Below are 13,481 nucleotides of genomic sequence, written 5' to 3' on the forward strand. Positions count from 1 at the left end.
ACCACCTGCTAGTTTGGTTGCGTCGTCAGCCCGCAAGCGACGAGACCACGCAGCAGATTATCCGCTGCTTCACATTCCATAATATTCCGACACTCCTCGGCATACGAACCCATGTGCGCTGTCAACACTACCTGCGGCAACGCCGCTAGCGGGCCGGCGTACGGTTCGCGCTCGAAGGTGTCGATTGCCGCGCCGGCAAGCCGACCGGACTGCAGCGCCGCCAGCAATGCCGCCTCATCCACTAAACCGCCGCGCGAAAGGTTAACAACGACGGCGTCCGATCGCATCTTGGCGATCCGATCGGCGTCGATCAGGTACTTACCTTCCTCGCAAGGTACATGTAGGGTAATCACGTCGGCACTGGCGATAAGCGTATCGAGGTCCACCCACTCCACTGTTTGATCGGAAATCTGAGGAATCATGTCGGTAACCAGCAACCGACAGCCGAACGGCTTAAGCAGGCTGGCAACGCGACGGCCGATCCGGCCGTAACCGACGATACCGACGGTGCGCGCTGCCAACAATCGGCCCATAAGCGGCTTCCAAATACCGGCGCGAAGTTGCTGATCGGCCGCCGGAATCTTGCGCAACAGTGCGAGTATTGTGCCGAGGGTCAATTCCGCCACCGCAGCGCTCGGTGCATCCGGCGTGTTCAATACGGTGATGCCGAGCTCCTTTGCCGCCGTCAGGTCGACGTTATCCAGACCAATGCCACAACGCGAAATCACGCGCAGGTTCTTAGCACCCTGCAACACCCGCCGTGTCAGCGGCTCGACGCCGGCCAATAGACCGACGACGTCGTCACGCAACAACTCGGCGATTTCATCTTCGCTCAGCCGTCGACCATGGGGATTCGCAACGACTTGAATACCGGAAGCGCGCAAGTCGGTCAGTGCCTGCGTATCCCGATTGGAAAAAGAGGAAGTTGAAATTAAAACCTTTGGCACGCTACCGTCTCCCAAATATTCTGCGCGGCCTTCCACCCTTATCGACTCGCTGCAAAGATGACGTTCACTCAAAACGCGCTCGATCGGAACGCGCCGCGGCGAGTATATATCGATCTACCGCCTCAGCCCACTGCAAGACTTGCAGTGGTTCGGCTTGCTAAGATGCGCGCATTGCAACCAGCGCCCGGCAATCAATGGACAACGACTCCCTCAAGCTAAAGTTGCGGCAAAACCGTTTGACGATCGGTTCGTGGATTACGCTCGCACATCCGGCTATCGCCGAAATCATGGCCCGCTCTGGTTTCGACTGGCTGGCGGTCGATTTGGAACACAGCGTCATCACCATCCGCGAGGCCGAAGAACTCATCCGCGTCATTGCCTTGCATCGCGTAGCGCCGCTAGTGCGCCTGACCAGTAACGACGTCGACCAAATCAAGCGCGTCATGGACGCCGGCGCTCACGGCGTAATCGTACCGATGGTCAACTCGCGCGCCGATGCCGAGCGCGCCGTCGCTGCCGTGTACTATCCGCCGCGCGGACACCGCGGCGTCGGCCTTGCCCGCGCCCAAGGCTACGGCACTGCCTTCGCCGACTATCGCACCTGGCTCGAGCAAGAGGCGGTCGTCATCGTCCAAATCGAACACATTGCCGCCGTACAAGACCTCGAAGCGATCCTCAGCACGCCCGGCGTCGACGGTTTCATCATGGGCCCGTACGACCTATCAGCGTCGATGAACATCCCCGGTCAGTTCGACAACCCGCGCCTGCTCGACGCCATCGAGCAAGTGCGCAGCAAAGGCTTGGCAATGGGCAAACCGGGCGGCCTGCACGTGGTCGAGCCGTGCCCCGACCAGCTACGCGAACACATCGCCCGCGGCTTCCGCTTTTTGGCCTACAGTCTCGACACGCGCATGCTCGACGTCGCCTGCCGTAACGGTCTCGCCGAATGTCGCGCGGCCGCGCCCAAGTCATCCGGAGAAACACATCCATGAGCACGATCGGTATTATCCCCGCCCGCATGGCCTCCAGCCGCTTTCCCGGCAAGCCACTGGCGTTGATCCACGGCGTACCGATGATTGGCCACGTCTATTTTCGCTGCAAGATGAGCCGCGCGCTCGACGAGGTCTACATCGCTACGTGCGACGAAGAAATCCGTCAATACGCGCGCTCGATCGGCGCACCGTGCGTGATGACCGCCAATACCCACGAACGCGCCACCGACCGCACTGCCGAAGCGATGCTCAAAATCGAAGCCGATACCGGCAAGCGCACCGACATCGTCGTCATGATCCAAGGCGACGAGCCAATGACGCGGCCGGAAATGATCGATGAAGCGATCGCCCCGTTCCGCACCGATCGCAACATCAATGTCGTCAACCTAATGGCACACATCGACAATGTCGAGGATTTTGAGGATCCGAACGAAGTCAAAGTGGTGATCGATCTCAAAGGCGACGCCCTGTATTTTTCGCGCGAAGCGATTCCGTCGCGTAAAAAAGGCGTGACTAAGGTGCCAATGCTGAAACAGGTTTGCATCATCCCGTTTCGGCGCGACTACTTGCTGCGCTTCAACAGCCTATCGCCGACACCGCTTGAAGTGATCGAATCAGTCGACATGATGCGCATCCTCGAACACGGCGAAAAAGTACGAATGATCATGACAAACGCACAGACCGTCAGCGTCGACACGCCGGAAGATCACGCTTATGTCAACGAGTTGATGCGGACCGATTCGCTGATGCCGAGCTATTCCAACAAGCGCACCGGCTGACATCAGCCGCGTCGCAACCGGTCTAGTCGTTCCGCCGACGGTCGGTCATGCCACCGCTTTTCGCGTTAGCCAGTACACTACCGACTATCGTGCAAAAGCGTTCTTCTGGATCGAGCGCTAGATCGTCGAACATCGCCTCGATAGCGCCCGGCCAGTGCGGACGCGCCTCGGCGAACGGAGTTTCTTCTTCGTACAGCCGTCGCAATGCTTGTCGTAGCGAGACAACATCATCCGCCTTTATTACCGCCGGGCCCACCGCATTCAGCGATGACGCGGTAAAACTGAAGATGGTGTCGTTGACAAACATCACTACCGGCGTTCCCAGTGCAATCGCCTCTAGCCCTACTGTCGAGCCTGTCATTATCAATGCCCGCGCCCGGCCGATGCAGTCGTAAAGGTTAGCGGTAGCCGGCACCACCTGCCCGTTGATGGCGCTCGTCTTCTGCTGTAAACGGTGCAAGAATTCCGGGCCATGATCATTGGTTGGATGACCCTTGATCTCGAGCACAAACCGGTGCTCGGATCCAACCAACGCTTCAGCCAGTACCGCGGCGAAACTCAGCGCCTCGTTGTAATCCAGCGATACCGGTATCAACAACGGATACTTGCCGCCCTCGTTTGCTTTCGCAGGTGCCTGACCGCGTTCGCGCCAGCGCGACCGTAACTGCTGATACCGAAGCGGGCCGACGATGTGCACCTGGTCGGCGCTGAATCCATTTTTGAGCATCAATTGCGCGGCGTAACTACCGGTCGTGACGATATGATCCGGTACCGGCATCGACGCCACTGCATCAGTGGTACGACGACCGATTTCGCCCGGCGCAAACACATGCGAAAGATAATCTTCACCGATGGAAGAATGTTGGTAGCCGACCGTCGTCGTGCGTCGCGTTCCCAACCCGAGGAGCAGCGCTCGCTCGAACGGTTGGAACTCGATTCGAAACAACAATAGATCGAAATCCGGTAATTTTTTGACGGCGTGGCGCAACAACAGATTACGAAACAGCTCACGATCGCTCGTCGTCCTGAGCAATTCCTCGCGGACCAACGACTCGATCGTAAAGCCGGCAAACGCTCGATCTTCCGGCGGCAACTGCCAGTGCAGCGCGCGCCAACAATAAATCGGTGCGGCACCGAGTAATCTGCCGCTGGCGGTCAGGCTGCACAGCGATTGCAAGCACAAAAAATCATTCGATCTGGCGAGCGTTCGTATCCTAACCCGATCCTTGAACACGCTCAGCAATCGTACTCGCAGCCAGACGACATGGCGCACAGCAAATCCGGCAGCCGACATTCCCTGCGGCAAGCCCTGATAAAACACTTCACGCCGATTTTCCGCGTCCCACGCGTTGCGCCACCAAATCGGAAAAAAACTAAAGAGCGCGACTTGCCGATTCGACATAGACGACGACTTCGACTCAGCGGCTGTTCCTACCAACAACTTAAGCAGGACAAGCTCGGCCAACGTGCCAAACGCCAACGCTACCGCACGACATGGATAAGTGATTTTATCCGCCGCTCCCTGGAACGCTCCTTTAAATTTCCTAAACCATGGACGCCTGCTGATAATCCTGACCTTGTACTGCGGGCCTAGACTATCCGCTATTACCTTGGCCAGTTTCGCATCTGCTAGCGCGATCCACACCTCCGCTGGTCGGTGTACGTCACATGCCGCGCGTACCAACGCCAACGAATAGAGCCGAGCAATCAATGTGCCGCGAAAGACGCTCTTTTCCGACATGTCGGTCAACCACCAACCGGCCGGATCTCCGGGGAATACCGAATCGGCGAGCGAATACCCGCTTGGACCTCGACGAAAAGGAAGCTGCGCGTAATAGCGCGGCACGAACTCTTTTAGAACTTGCTTCGCTCTTACCGCCAGCGGCGCAAACGGCAGAAACATGTCGGGTGCGAGATCGCGGCCGTGGATCTTGGCCTCGTCGATCAATGCTTGCGAAGGATAACGCAGAGGCAACAACCGCATGTGACCGTCGTCGGTGCCGGCGTCCTTCAGCTCACGCCGGTATCCATCGAGGACAACTAATCGCACGGGTTAATTAAACTTTTCTAGCAACTACGCAGACATGCGAGCTCAGCGATGAATCTGCTAGAAACTTTTGAAAATGGGGAAGTAGCTGCCGGTAACGTTCTGTCTGTGCCAACTTAAGCATGGTCTTAACAAACCGCGGCAGCTCGAGCTCGTCGTCTTCAGCCGCCATGTTCTTGACGATATCGGCATCGAGCCGCCCAGGGGTCATGACGTCCAGCAGCTCGAGGCCGCAATGATCGATCAACTGCGCGAAACCCGGCACCGAAACAAAATTAATATGATGTGGCGGGGAAATGCTTTTTGATTTATCCCACAGTATCTGTAAATCGAATCCAGTTACCGACAGCGTAGTGAAGATCAGAATTCCATTTGGCGCCAAGATATTGGCCATGCTTTTGACAAAAGCACCGGGGTCGTACAAATGCTCGAACACCTCGAACGAGGTCACGATCGACGCCCGCACCTCATCGGCACGGACGGCCTCAATCGGCTTTTCAATGACCATGTGCCCACGTTGCCGGCATACACGCGCCAGGTCCCTGCCCGGCTCGATACCAATGACTTCATCAAACCGCCCACTCGACTTCGCTGCTTCCAGAAAAAGACCAATGCCAGCACCGACATCGGCCAACACGCGCGGTCGCGGCGGCTCGAATCGTTCGACGATGGCGCTGATCATCTGCGCTCGCGGCTCGAAGATCTGTGTTCGCCGCGCCTCGGCCGTGCTCGGAAAAAAAACCTCGGCCCAGTAACGCGACGATTCCGAATCACGGTAAAACCGATCGATCATTGCCGCGGTTGGCCGTGGCGACACATACAAGCTATCGCAGCCGGGGCAGCTGACATATCTAAAACCGTGTTTAACGAATTCAGCATGCTGCTCCGGTATACCGCAGGCCGGGCAGCTCACTTTTACAAACTGATCGGTGTTACTGAAAAACTTCGGAATATCGGCCTTCGAAATCCGCAAATACTCGTCGAATATGGCGCGCGGTCTGATTTCGTGTTCTTTTATTTCGAGCAACGGCTCTACCCCCGATTCGATCAGTAATTATGCGATCGCCGAGCGCACGTCGCCAGCATCAACATTTTGTTCGGCACGTTCAGATTGCTCGGCAGCGCGCCTTGATTGATCGGCTTTTGACCAACTCTCGATGATGCCGGCCAATACCAGGGCAATGCCCCACGCTACCGGCGGCAACGAGCTCAACGTCGTCACACCAAAACCCATTAGGCCAACGACCGCCGCACGAATCCTCGGGTCGCGTGATCGGATACCTTCGAAGACACTAACGAAAACCAACAACGCTAACATCGCCCCGCCCACTATTCCGATCTCGACAAAGAAACTGAAGAACGATCCTTGATCCGAATAAAACCTCAACGGCGTGATCACTCGTTCCGAGTTAAATACGCTCCCGGGGCCGTAACCAAACATCCAGGCATTGACCGCTTGCAGCCCCAGCATTTTCAATCCGTGCCATCTTCCCTGGATAGATCCGACCATTGCCGGTGTCGCCGCGACGGCTGATACCTCCGCTTGCTCTGCCGACTGGGTGGTTGACTGGGTGGCAGTCGCCGCTGGCGGAGACGACAAATGGTAAGTAAAGGCAAGCGTGAACTTGCCGACCCCGAAAACCAAGACAAAGGCGACGACCGCCGCCAACGTGGAAAAAACAATCCAGACGCGCTCCTTATGGGACCTAGCCCAAAATACCGCGAGGCCTAGCATAAAACACAGCGCTACTAAACCAGCGCGGCTTTGCGCGGACAAAACAGCAAAAACAAAAACGGCGACGCCCAACACATAGAGCGCAACCGAACGGTGATTCCGGATCAACAAGAAACCGCCAAGCGCACAAATAGCGCCGGTCAGCATTAGATTATTGGCATAAGGACCGATAGACATAAACGGCATCTGTATTTCGACATCGCCAATGAGCACGCGTCGCCGGGTGGTGGTCGAGAACAGCAGTCGTTCCGCTGCCAAATATATATTACGTTCCGGCACCAGCTTAGTTTGTGTAATAAACTCGAACACCGACCAAAGCGCCAACAACGCCGCGGTCGCCGTCAATGCGTAAACCATTCTCTTACTGTTATCGTACGATCCGATCAATACGATCACTGCAAAAGCGAAACCCCAATAGGTAACGACATTGCCGACTGCCCATATAACCGACCACTTCGGTGAACTCGAGACAACCGCCGACAAAAATTGCCAGACTGCTACCGCTGCCAGCAAGCTAAGGGTACGTGGCGCCCGGTTGAGCGCCGACAATTTGAGCTTGGGCAGCTGCACAACCAATAAACCGAGCAACGCCAACATGGCGATGCGGGGTAAATCCAGGTTCGGAAACGCCGGAGCAAATCGAAAACCGACGCCGTTTGGTAATAAGATCGAGGCACATAACAGGAAAATGGCAGCCAGCGAGACTGCGGAAGGAACCTGCTTTTGGGTGGTATCGGTCATTGACGAAATTCTCCTAAAATCTACTCAACACCGGGCCGTGCTGCCCCAGTGGATCGTCGCCTCGTGAGCACAGCGGGTCATAGCCCTGGTAGAGGAAGTTTTACGGTGGAAATCAGAAGATGTGGCAGCAAAAACTTCGCTGCTCGCTTCGAAAGTCGTTCCATGAAGTACGCCACGTTAATCTTCCTCCTTGAACAGCAGCACGTCAAAGTAAACGGCATTAACCGCTGCGCTGTCAAGGGAATATTAACCTCAGATCATCGTTGGACGCCCAGCCAGACAGACACGAGACGCATTCATCCGTTCCCCAAGCCACTGTCCGTCCCCGAATAAGGCCCTTTAGTATCGAAAATACCTGCCATCTTCATGATTAAATTTCGAATTCGTCCTTTGCCCCGGAAATCTGGAATGAAATTTTTCCCTTTATATTTCGCTAGAGTTCGCTGAACAGCGTGCTGCATTTCAACCGGCAACAGTCGTCGATTGTTTGCAAGATCGAACAGCGCTTGCGCCAGGTCGGCATAGCCGTAAACCATATAAACACCAATCGACCGGACTATCTTTTCCGGCGTCACTCCTTTCATTAACAGAATCAGCTCCGGACTCTTAAAGTACAGCGCGTCGCCATACACTAACTGCCCCTTGCGGCTACCGAAGGGTTTACTGCCGTTTCTCTTCCAGAAGTACCGTTTGAGGTCGAACAACTCAAAGTTCGATTTTCTAACGAAACTGTCAACATCAGCGAACAACGGCTGGTTTTCATAGAGCGGAGAAAATTCGACTTCGAGCTCCAGGCCGATCGCCTGCTCCAAAGACTGGATGCCGCCCCGCAAAATCGCCAGCTCATATCCCTGCGTATCTATTTTGATGAAATCGATTTCGTTGAGATTGTTCTTTTCCAACTGATCATCGAGCGTGTCAGTTTTTATTTTGATCGTTCTTTCGACGCTGAATCGTTCGCAGTCCGGAAATTTGGCAAGAAAATCTCGATTGGGCAGATAAGCCGACGATACCTGCTGCTTTTTGCAAAGATTAAAATCAACTTCCTTTACGGCGTCGGACAATGCTGAATTCAAGACAACTAAATTTCCACGGCTCTTGCCCTTAAGTATTTCGAATTCCCGCGGATCGGGTTCGAACAAGATCGCCTTGAAAAACGACGTAAAGTTGCTCCAGCGGGAATCGATACCGCCGCTGGCGCCGACGTCGATCACCCACAGAGGATTCGCCTTTAATAATTCATCTCCGATCATCCTGTTTCTCCGATGCGCTAAATCGCGTCGATAACTTCCGTGCTAAGTTCGGGCCGATTGTTCGGCCAGCAACCGTTCCAACGTTTGAAAATCTTCTAGTGTGTCGATATTTACGATCGGATCAGTAACCACTACCGCGCCGGAACGTTCGCCCATGATTTTCTTCTGCTCGAGCAGACAGGAACGGGTCATCGCGTACACCAATCCGTTACGGTGGAAAACCGGGCTCAATTGCTGCCGGGCAACGATGGTGGAGCCCCTGGCATCGAAATAATCCATTCGGCCGTCCTGGTCGACAATCAGCTGCTTCAGCGGATGAAACTTGAGGTCAGTCGGCGACACCGTCCAGACGGCATCCAATCGCTCGCGCACCAACCGCTCTACAACTTCATGCACATGCGCGGGCCGGCGTAACGGCGAGGTCGGCTGCAACATCACAACCACGTCGTACGTAATCCGATCCAGCTTTTCCATTTCCTGCAACGCATGCACCAACACATCCCAATCGGCGATGCGATCACCGGAAATGTCGACCGGTCGTGTAAACGGCGCGCTCAGGCCTTCACCGGCGGCAACACTGGCGATCTCGGTGCTATCGGTCGAGACCACCGCTCGGTCGATGAATGGACACGCCTTAATCGTTCGCGCCGTGAAGGCAATGAGCGGAACACCGTTGACCGGTCGGATATTCTTTTTTAGAACACCTTTGCTGCCGCCGCGCGCGGGCACGACCGCCAATATTCGTTGCTGTTCGATCACTTGCGGATTCTCGTTGTCGCGGTGGCACTGTCGGGATCCCTGTTGAGGGAGAGAATAATGGGCGGAAGTTGACGCAGGTCGTCGATCAAAATCGATGGACGCTGGGTATAACCGGAGAAATCGTTTTCAATACCGACGAAGTGGCAACCAACCGCCACCGCCGCAGTTCGGTCGACCTCGTTATCACCGACCATGACCGTTGCCTCGGGCGCTGCCATTACTTCAGCCATCGCTAACCGCAAGTTTTCAACCTTCCCGGCGGGACGACCGAGAATTTGCCTGAAAAAACGATCAATACCGCGTCGGCGCAGGACCTGCCGCAACGGCGCGGTTGGCGTCGCCGAGCTCACGAACAACGCCACCTGTAACGCCGTCAATGCTTCCAAGCAGGCAGTGGCGCCAACAACTTCCGCACAGGAGGCGATGCTCTCCTCGCAGTAAGACGTATAACGATCCACCAGGTCGTGCGCCAAGGTTTGTTCAACTCGAACCGCCGGCAACCGACCGGTCGTCTGCAACCGTCGAACCAGTTCGGCAAAAATCGCCTGCCGATCCCCAACCTTGTCCACCAATACCGTATCGACTACTTCGGCAACGTCACCGAGCGCCTTGGTCACTTCATAAAAGCCTTGGCGTTTTATCGAATTCGACTGCACCAGCGTTCCGTCGAAATCGAAAACGACGCATTGGATCATGCCGACGCCGGCAACTGGAAGCGGCCCCAATGATCGACTACGGTCTTGCGTTCGTGCCGCTGCATCGCGTTAATCTTCTTGTCTTGGTAGACCGAATCGTTGTTGAAGTGGGTCGTTGATATCTCTTCGGCGACGCAACCGGTTTCGGTCCAGAACCGATGCCACACGCCCGGCAGCACCAGAATGGTTTCACCCGGATGCAGGATCCGGTGATGGCCATCGATCTCGACGTGCATGACGCCGTAGAGTACTTGGAATGTTTCTTCTTTCCGTTTGTGAAAGTGCAACGGATGCGATTGGCCCGGCAATTGGACGATGATCTTCTTACAATACTCGCGGTTGACGCAGTCGATCAGCACGCAGCCAGTCTTACGGAACTCTTCCATGCCGTAATGATGCGAATACTCGACTTTGAATTCGCTGCTGAGATGGATCCGCGCTTCGTTGAGTAGCGCCTTGACGTCGTGCACCGCCGATTGAATCGCCAGACGCGGCGGATCCGGCGGATAAATCGCCGCCGACCAATTCAGCGGCTGATGCACCGTCAGATCGCTGGACGCGACCATGCCCTCTTTCCAGCGACCGCTCGGGATCTGCCCCTCTTGGATCGGCATCGCAAAGTAAACGTCGTGCCGCTCGATCGCCGAACCCGCCTTGATATCGTTCCGCAGATAAACGCCACGCATGAGCGTATCCAGAGCGTCCTTCTCTTCCTTCGACGGCGCGCCGCGATGGAACTCGCCGCACAGCGTCAGCGCGCGCCGATACGATGCCATCCACTGATCGATCTGCGCCGGCGTCGCCGAATAGGAATTGAGCGTGATCTTGTCGGTAGCGACACCGACGTGCCGTTCGAACATGCGCGCGCCCTTGGCGACCGCGATCTGCACCGCCGAAAGCTCCTTCGGATCTTCGTGGGTCGACCAGCCGATAGTGTGTTTCGGATAGCGGTTGCGCAGCATCTCGATCTGGCTGAGATTAAATTTGTCGTCGGGAATCGGATAGATCGACACACAATGCATGATCGCGTAATCGATACCGCGGTGATCGAAGAAGCTCACGAGCTTGTCGATGTCGCTGATGAGCAGTCCGCCGGTAGAGAAGATCACCGGCCTACCGGCATCGGCGATACGCTCGAGCAACGGCCAGTCTTTAGCGGAGCAGCTGCCGACCTTAATGATGTCCAGACTCATCTGTTCGCAGATATCGACCGACTCTTCGTCGAACGGCGTCGACATCGGCATCATATCGTGCTTGCGGATTTCGTCGACCAACGCCTGAAATTCTTCGTGCTTCAGGCGCGTCGACATAAATCGCGGGATATGTTTGTTGCTGCTCTTATCCTGATGCGTCGGATGCACGAAAGAATCGAGCTGACGGAACTGCAGCTTAACCGCCGCGCGCACACCGTGCTTCTTCACCACCTGCGCCAGCTCTTGGATGATCTTTTTGCCGTGGCTCACGTCGCCCTGGTGGTTGTTAGCCATTTCCAGAACGAAAAGGTCATTGAAGTCGAAGTTGTTGAACATTAGCGTTTCCCTGTCTTCAGTGGATCAAGAGATGGCCGCCGGGCCATAGCCTTTCGAATAGTCGATCCGCACCACGCGGCCTTCGCGCGCCGATCGATGCGCTGCCACCAGCGCCAACATCGTTTCTAACCCGCGCTCGATGCTGACCGGTGAATCGCTACGCTTGCCGGAAAGCACATCGGCGATGTGTTTCATCTCGACGATGAAATCGTCCGGGCGAGTTTTGGAGAAACCGGCCTCGACCGCGTCCGCTTTGCCGTGCTTGTGGACGATCATATCAAGGCCCGGTTTGTGGTTGATGTGGAATTCGCCGAAGCCGTCGCGCCCTTGGATACGGCCCCACTTCCTAGCCGGCGCGGTGACGACGTCCTGCACGCAACGGCCCATCAATCCCGACTCGGTGCGCAGATCGAACGCGCAAACCTTATCGTAGTCGGCGCCACCTTCGCTGACGAAATCCATCATCGCGCTGACTTCGACGACGCAACCGGCGCCAACCACATGGGCGAAATGCTGCCACAGGTTCAGCGCGTGCGAATGCTCGCCGCTGGCGCCGCCGCCCTTGGTCCAAAAGCCGAGATAAGTATCCGCCGGCCCGCTCAACCACGGATGCGCGGCGAAGATGCCGCCCCAATGCTCGCGGAACTCGACGTCCAACGTCTCGATCGGGCCGATCGCCTGCTGGCGCAAGATCTCTTCCAGCTTGACCACCGAAGGCGCGACCACGTGGTTGTAGCCGACGAACACGCGCGTACCGCCGGCGCGGGCGGCGCTGTATAGCTCTTGCGTGCGGGTTAGGTCCGGCGGGCACAGCGGCTTCTCGACCAGCAGCGCCTTCGGTTTTTCCTGCAATGCCTGCATCGCCAAATCTAAATGCGAGTTCGGCGGCGTGCCGATAAAGATCAGATCGTAGCCACCCTTCGGCGCTTCGTTAGACGGAAACAGTTTTATCGATTCGTCCCAGCTGCCGTAACGTTGCGGATAGATCTGATTACGCGTGCGATCGAGCGCGGCGCGGTCGAGATCGCAGATGTGGACTTCCCAACCCAAGACCCGACAAGCGTTCGCCAAATGATTGCCGATCGAGCCGGCTCCGTGAATTTTTACTTTGTACATCTCAGCCCCGTGACTCCAAACACCGTTATTGCCGTGATCCCGGCTCGACGCGGCGCGTCGGCAGGCCCAAATACGATAAGCCGTTATTTCTTCCGCACCAAAACGTAGTAGCGATCGTCGCGACTGTAATGCTTGTCGCTGCCGATGAGGCTGCGACCGACCAGGGAAATGTTGGCGGACTGGACGATACTTTCAGTTTCGAACGCGGCGAACTCACGGGCGATACGTTGCTGGCTGAAGAACGCCTGCGGAATATTTTTTTCGAACCCGTCCGGCAAGATCCAGGTATCTTCTTCGATCGGCTGACCTTGGCCATAGGCGCTGTCTTCGTTGCTGATGACGCTGAAGAAGAACAATCCACCCGACTTCAGCACTCGCTGCACTTCGTCAATACCGCGGCGGCGCACGTCGTTGACCATATGATCGAGCACGCCGTGACAAATGACGAAATCGAATGCGCCGTCGCCGTAGGGAATGACGTCGATTGATCCTTGCTTGACGTCACCGCGCAATTGCCGCGACGCCAACCATTGTTGCGCGAATTCGACTGCGACTTTCGACAGATCGACACCGCAAGCGTTGATGCCGAACTCCGCCATCGTGATCAGATGCCGGCCCTTGCCGCAACCAAGATCGAGGCCGGTCGGTTGTTGCGGCGTGACGTAGCGCACATCGCCGGCGCCGAAGCCGGTGCGGCGAGCGATGTAGCGCGCGAGGAAGCGAACGATCTGCTCGTCGGGATACCACGGTTGCGCCTCGAGGTGCGACCAAGTGTCGTCCCACTGCCGCTCGAACTTTCGATTCGGTTCGGTCATGACGATCCTTGATGCGCTTCCATTTCTTCTTTGTATCGCTGGTCCTGAGTAGTGGCGTAGGAATGCATGGAAG

At 56.3% G+C, this 13,481-nt stretch carries 12 protein-coding genes; 2 read left to right on the plus strand and 10 right to left on the minus strand.

Translation table 11 applies throughout. The features are described from left to right. Positions 1-8: 8 nt before the first annotated feature. Positions 9-947 (minus strand): phosphoglycerate dehydrogenase, encoded by a 939-nt coding sequence (locus tag HY308_12200; protein ID MBI3899040.1) that lies wholly within the window; start codon positions 945-947, stop codon positions 9-11. A gap of 194 nt (positions 948-1,141) precedes the next feature. Between HY308_12200 and HY308_12205 the strand changes: the two genes are divergently transcribed. Both HY308_12205 and kdsB read left to right on the plus strand, forming a co-directional pair. Beyond that, entirely contained in the window at positions 1,142-1,939 is a 798-nt protein-coding gene (locus HY308_12205) for a 2,4-dihydroxyhept-2-ene-1,7-dioic acid aldolase (GenBank protein MBI3899041.1), read from the plus strand. Next, positions 1,936-2,718 (plus strand): 3-deoxy-manno-octulosonate cytidylyltransferase, encoded by a 783-nt coding sequence (kdsB, locus tag HY308_12210; GenBank protein ID MBI3899042.1) that lies wholly within the window; start codon positions 1,936-1,938, stop codon positions 2,716-2,718. Before HY308_12205 ends, kdsB begins: the two co-directional genes overlap by 4 nt. A gap of 22 nt (positions 2,719-2,740) precedes the next feature. On the opposite strand, the gene HY308_12215 is transcribed toward kdsB, so the two are convergent. The 9 genes from HY308_12215 to HY308_12255 form a co-directional block, all read right to left on the minus strand. Then, positions 2,741-4,768 carry a hypothetical protein gene (locus HY308_12215; protein ID MBI3899043.1) on the minus strand — a complete coding sequence of 676 codons (2,028 nt, stop codon included), beginning with the start codon at positions 4,766-4,768 and terminating at the stop codon, positions 2,741-2,743. A gap of 7 nt (positions 4,769-4,775) precedes the next feature. Further along, a complete protein-coding gene (locus HY308_12220) occupies positions 4,776-5,792 on the minus strand; it encodes a class I SAM-dependent methyltransferase (protein ID MBI3899044.1) in 1,017 nt (338 codons plus the stop codon). A 27-nt stretch (positions 5,793-5,819) separates the two neighbouring features. Beyond that, positions 5,820-7,241: a hypothetical protein gene (locus HY308_12225; GenBank protein ID MBI3899045.1), complete on the minus strand. Its 1,422-nt coding sequence runs from the start codon at positions 7,239-7,241 to the stop codon at positions 5,820-5,822. A gap of 296 nt (positions 7,242-7,537) precedes the next feature. Further along, positions 7,538-8,494: an FkbM family methyltransferase gene (locus HY308_12230; GenBank protein MBI3899046.1), complete on the minus strand. Its 957-nt coding sequence runs from the start codon at positions 8,492-8,494 to the stop codon at positions 7,538-7,540. A gap of 42 nt (positions 8,495-8,536) precedes the next feature. Next, positions 8,537-9,253, minus strand: a complete 717-nt coding sequence (locus HY308_12235; protein ID MBI3899047.1) for an acylneuraminate cytidylyltransferase family protein — start codon at positions 9,251-9,253, stop codon at positions 8,537-8,539. Next, the gene (locus tag HY308_12240) at positions 9,250-9,978 is read right to left on the minus strand and encodes an HAD family hydrolase (protein MBI3899048.1); all 729 of its coding nucleotides are present in this window, start codon (positions 9,976-9,978) and stop codon (positions 9,250-9,252) included. The genes HY308_12235 and HY308_12240 overlap by 4 nt, the downstream gene beginning before the upstream one ends. Then, positions 9,945-11,477: an N-acetylneuraminate synthase family protein gene (locus HY308_12245; protein MBI3899049.1), complete on the minus strand. Its 1,533-nt coding sequence runs from the start codon at positions 11,475-11,477 to the stop codon at positions 9,945-9,947. Before HY308_12245 ends, HY308_12240 begins: the two co-directional genes overlap by 34 nt. A gap of 24 nt (positions 11,478-11,501) precedes the next feature. Then, positions 11,502-12,593: a Gfo/Idh/MocA family oxidoreductase gene (locus HY308_12250; GenBank protein MBI3899050.1), complete on the minus strand. Its 1,092-nt coding sequence runs from the start codon at positions 12,591-12,593 to the stop codon at positions 11,502-11,504. Between the two features lie 83 nt (positions 12,594-12,676). Continuing rightward, the gene (locus HY308_12255) at positions 12,677-13,408 is read right to left on the minus strand and encodes a class I SAM-dependent methyltransferase (protein ID MBI3899051.1); all 732 of its coding nucleotides are present in this window, start codon (positions 13,406-13,408) and stop codon (positions 12,677-12,679) included. Positions 13,409-13,481: the final 73 nt, after the last annotated feature.

This window comes from Gammaproteobacteria bacterium (assembly GCA_016199745.1).
GTDB lineage: Bacteria > Pseudomonadota > Gammaproteobacteria > Acidiferrobacterales > Sulfurifustaceae > JACQFZ01.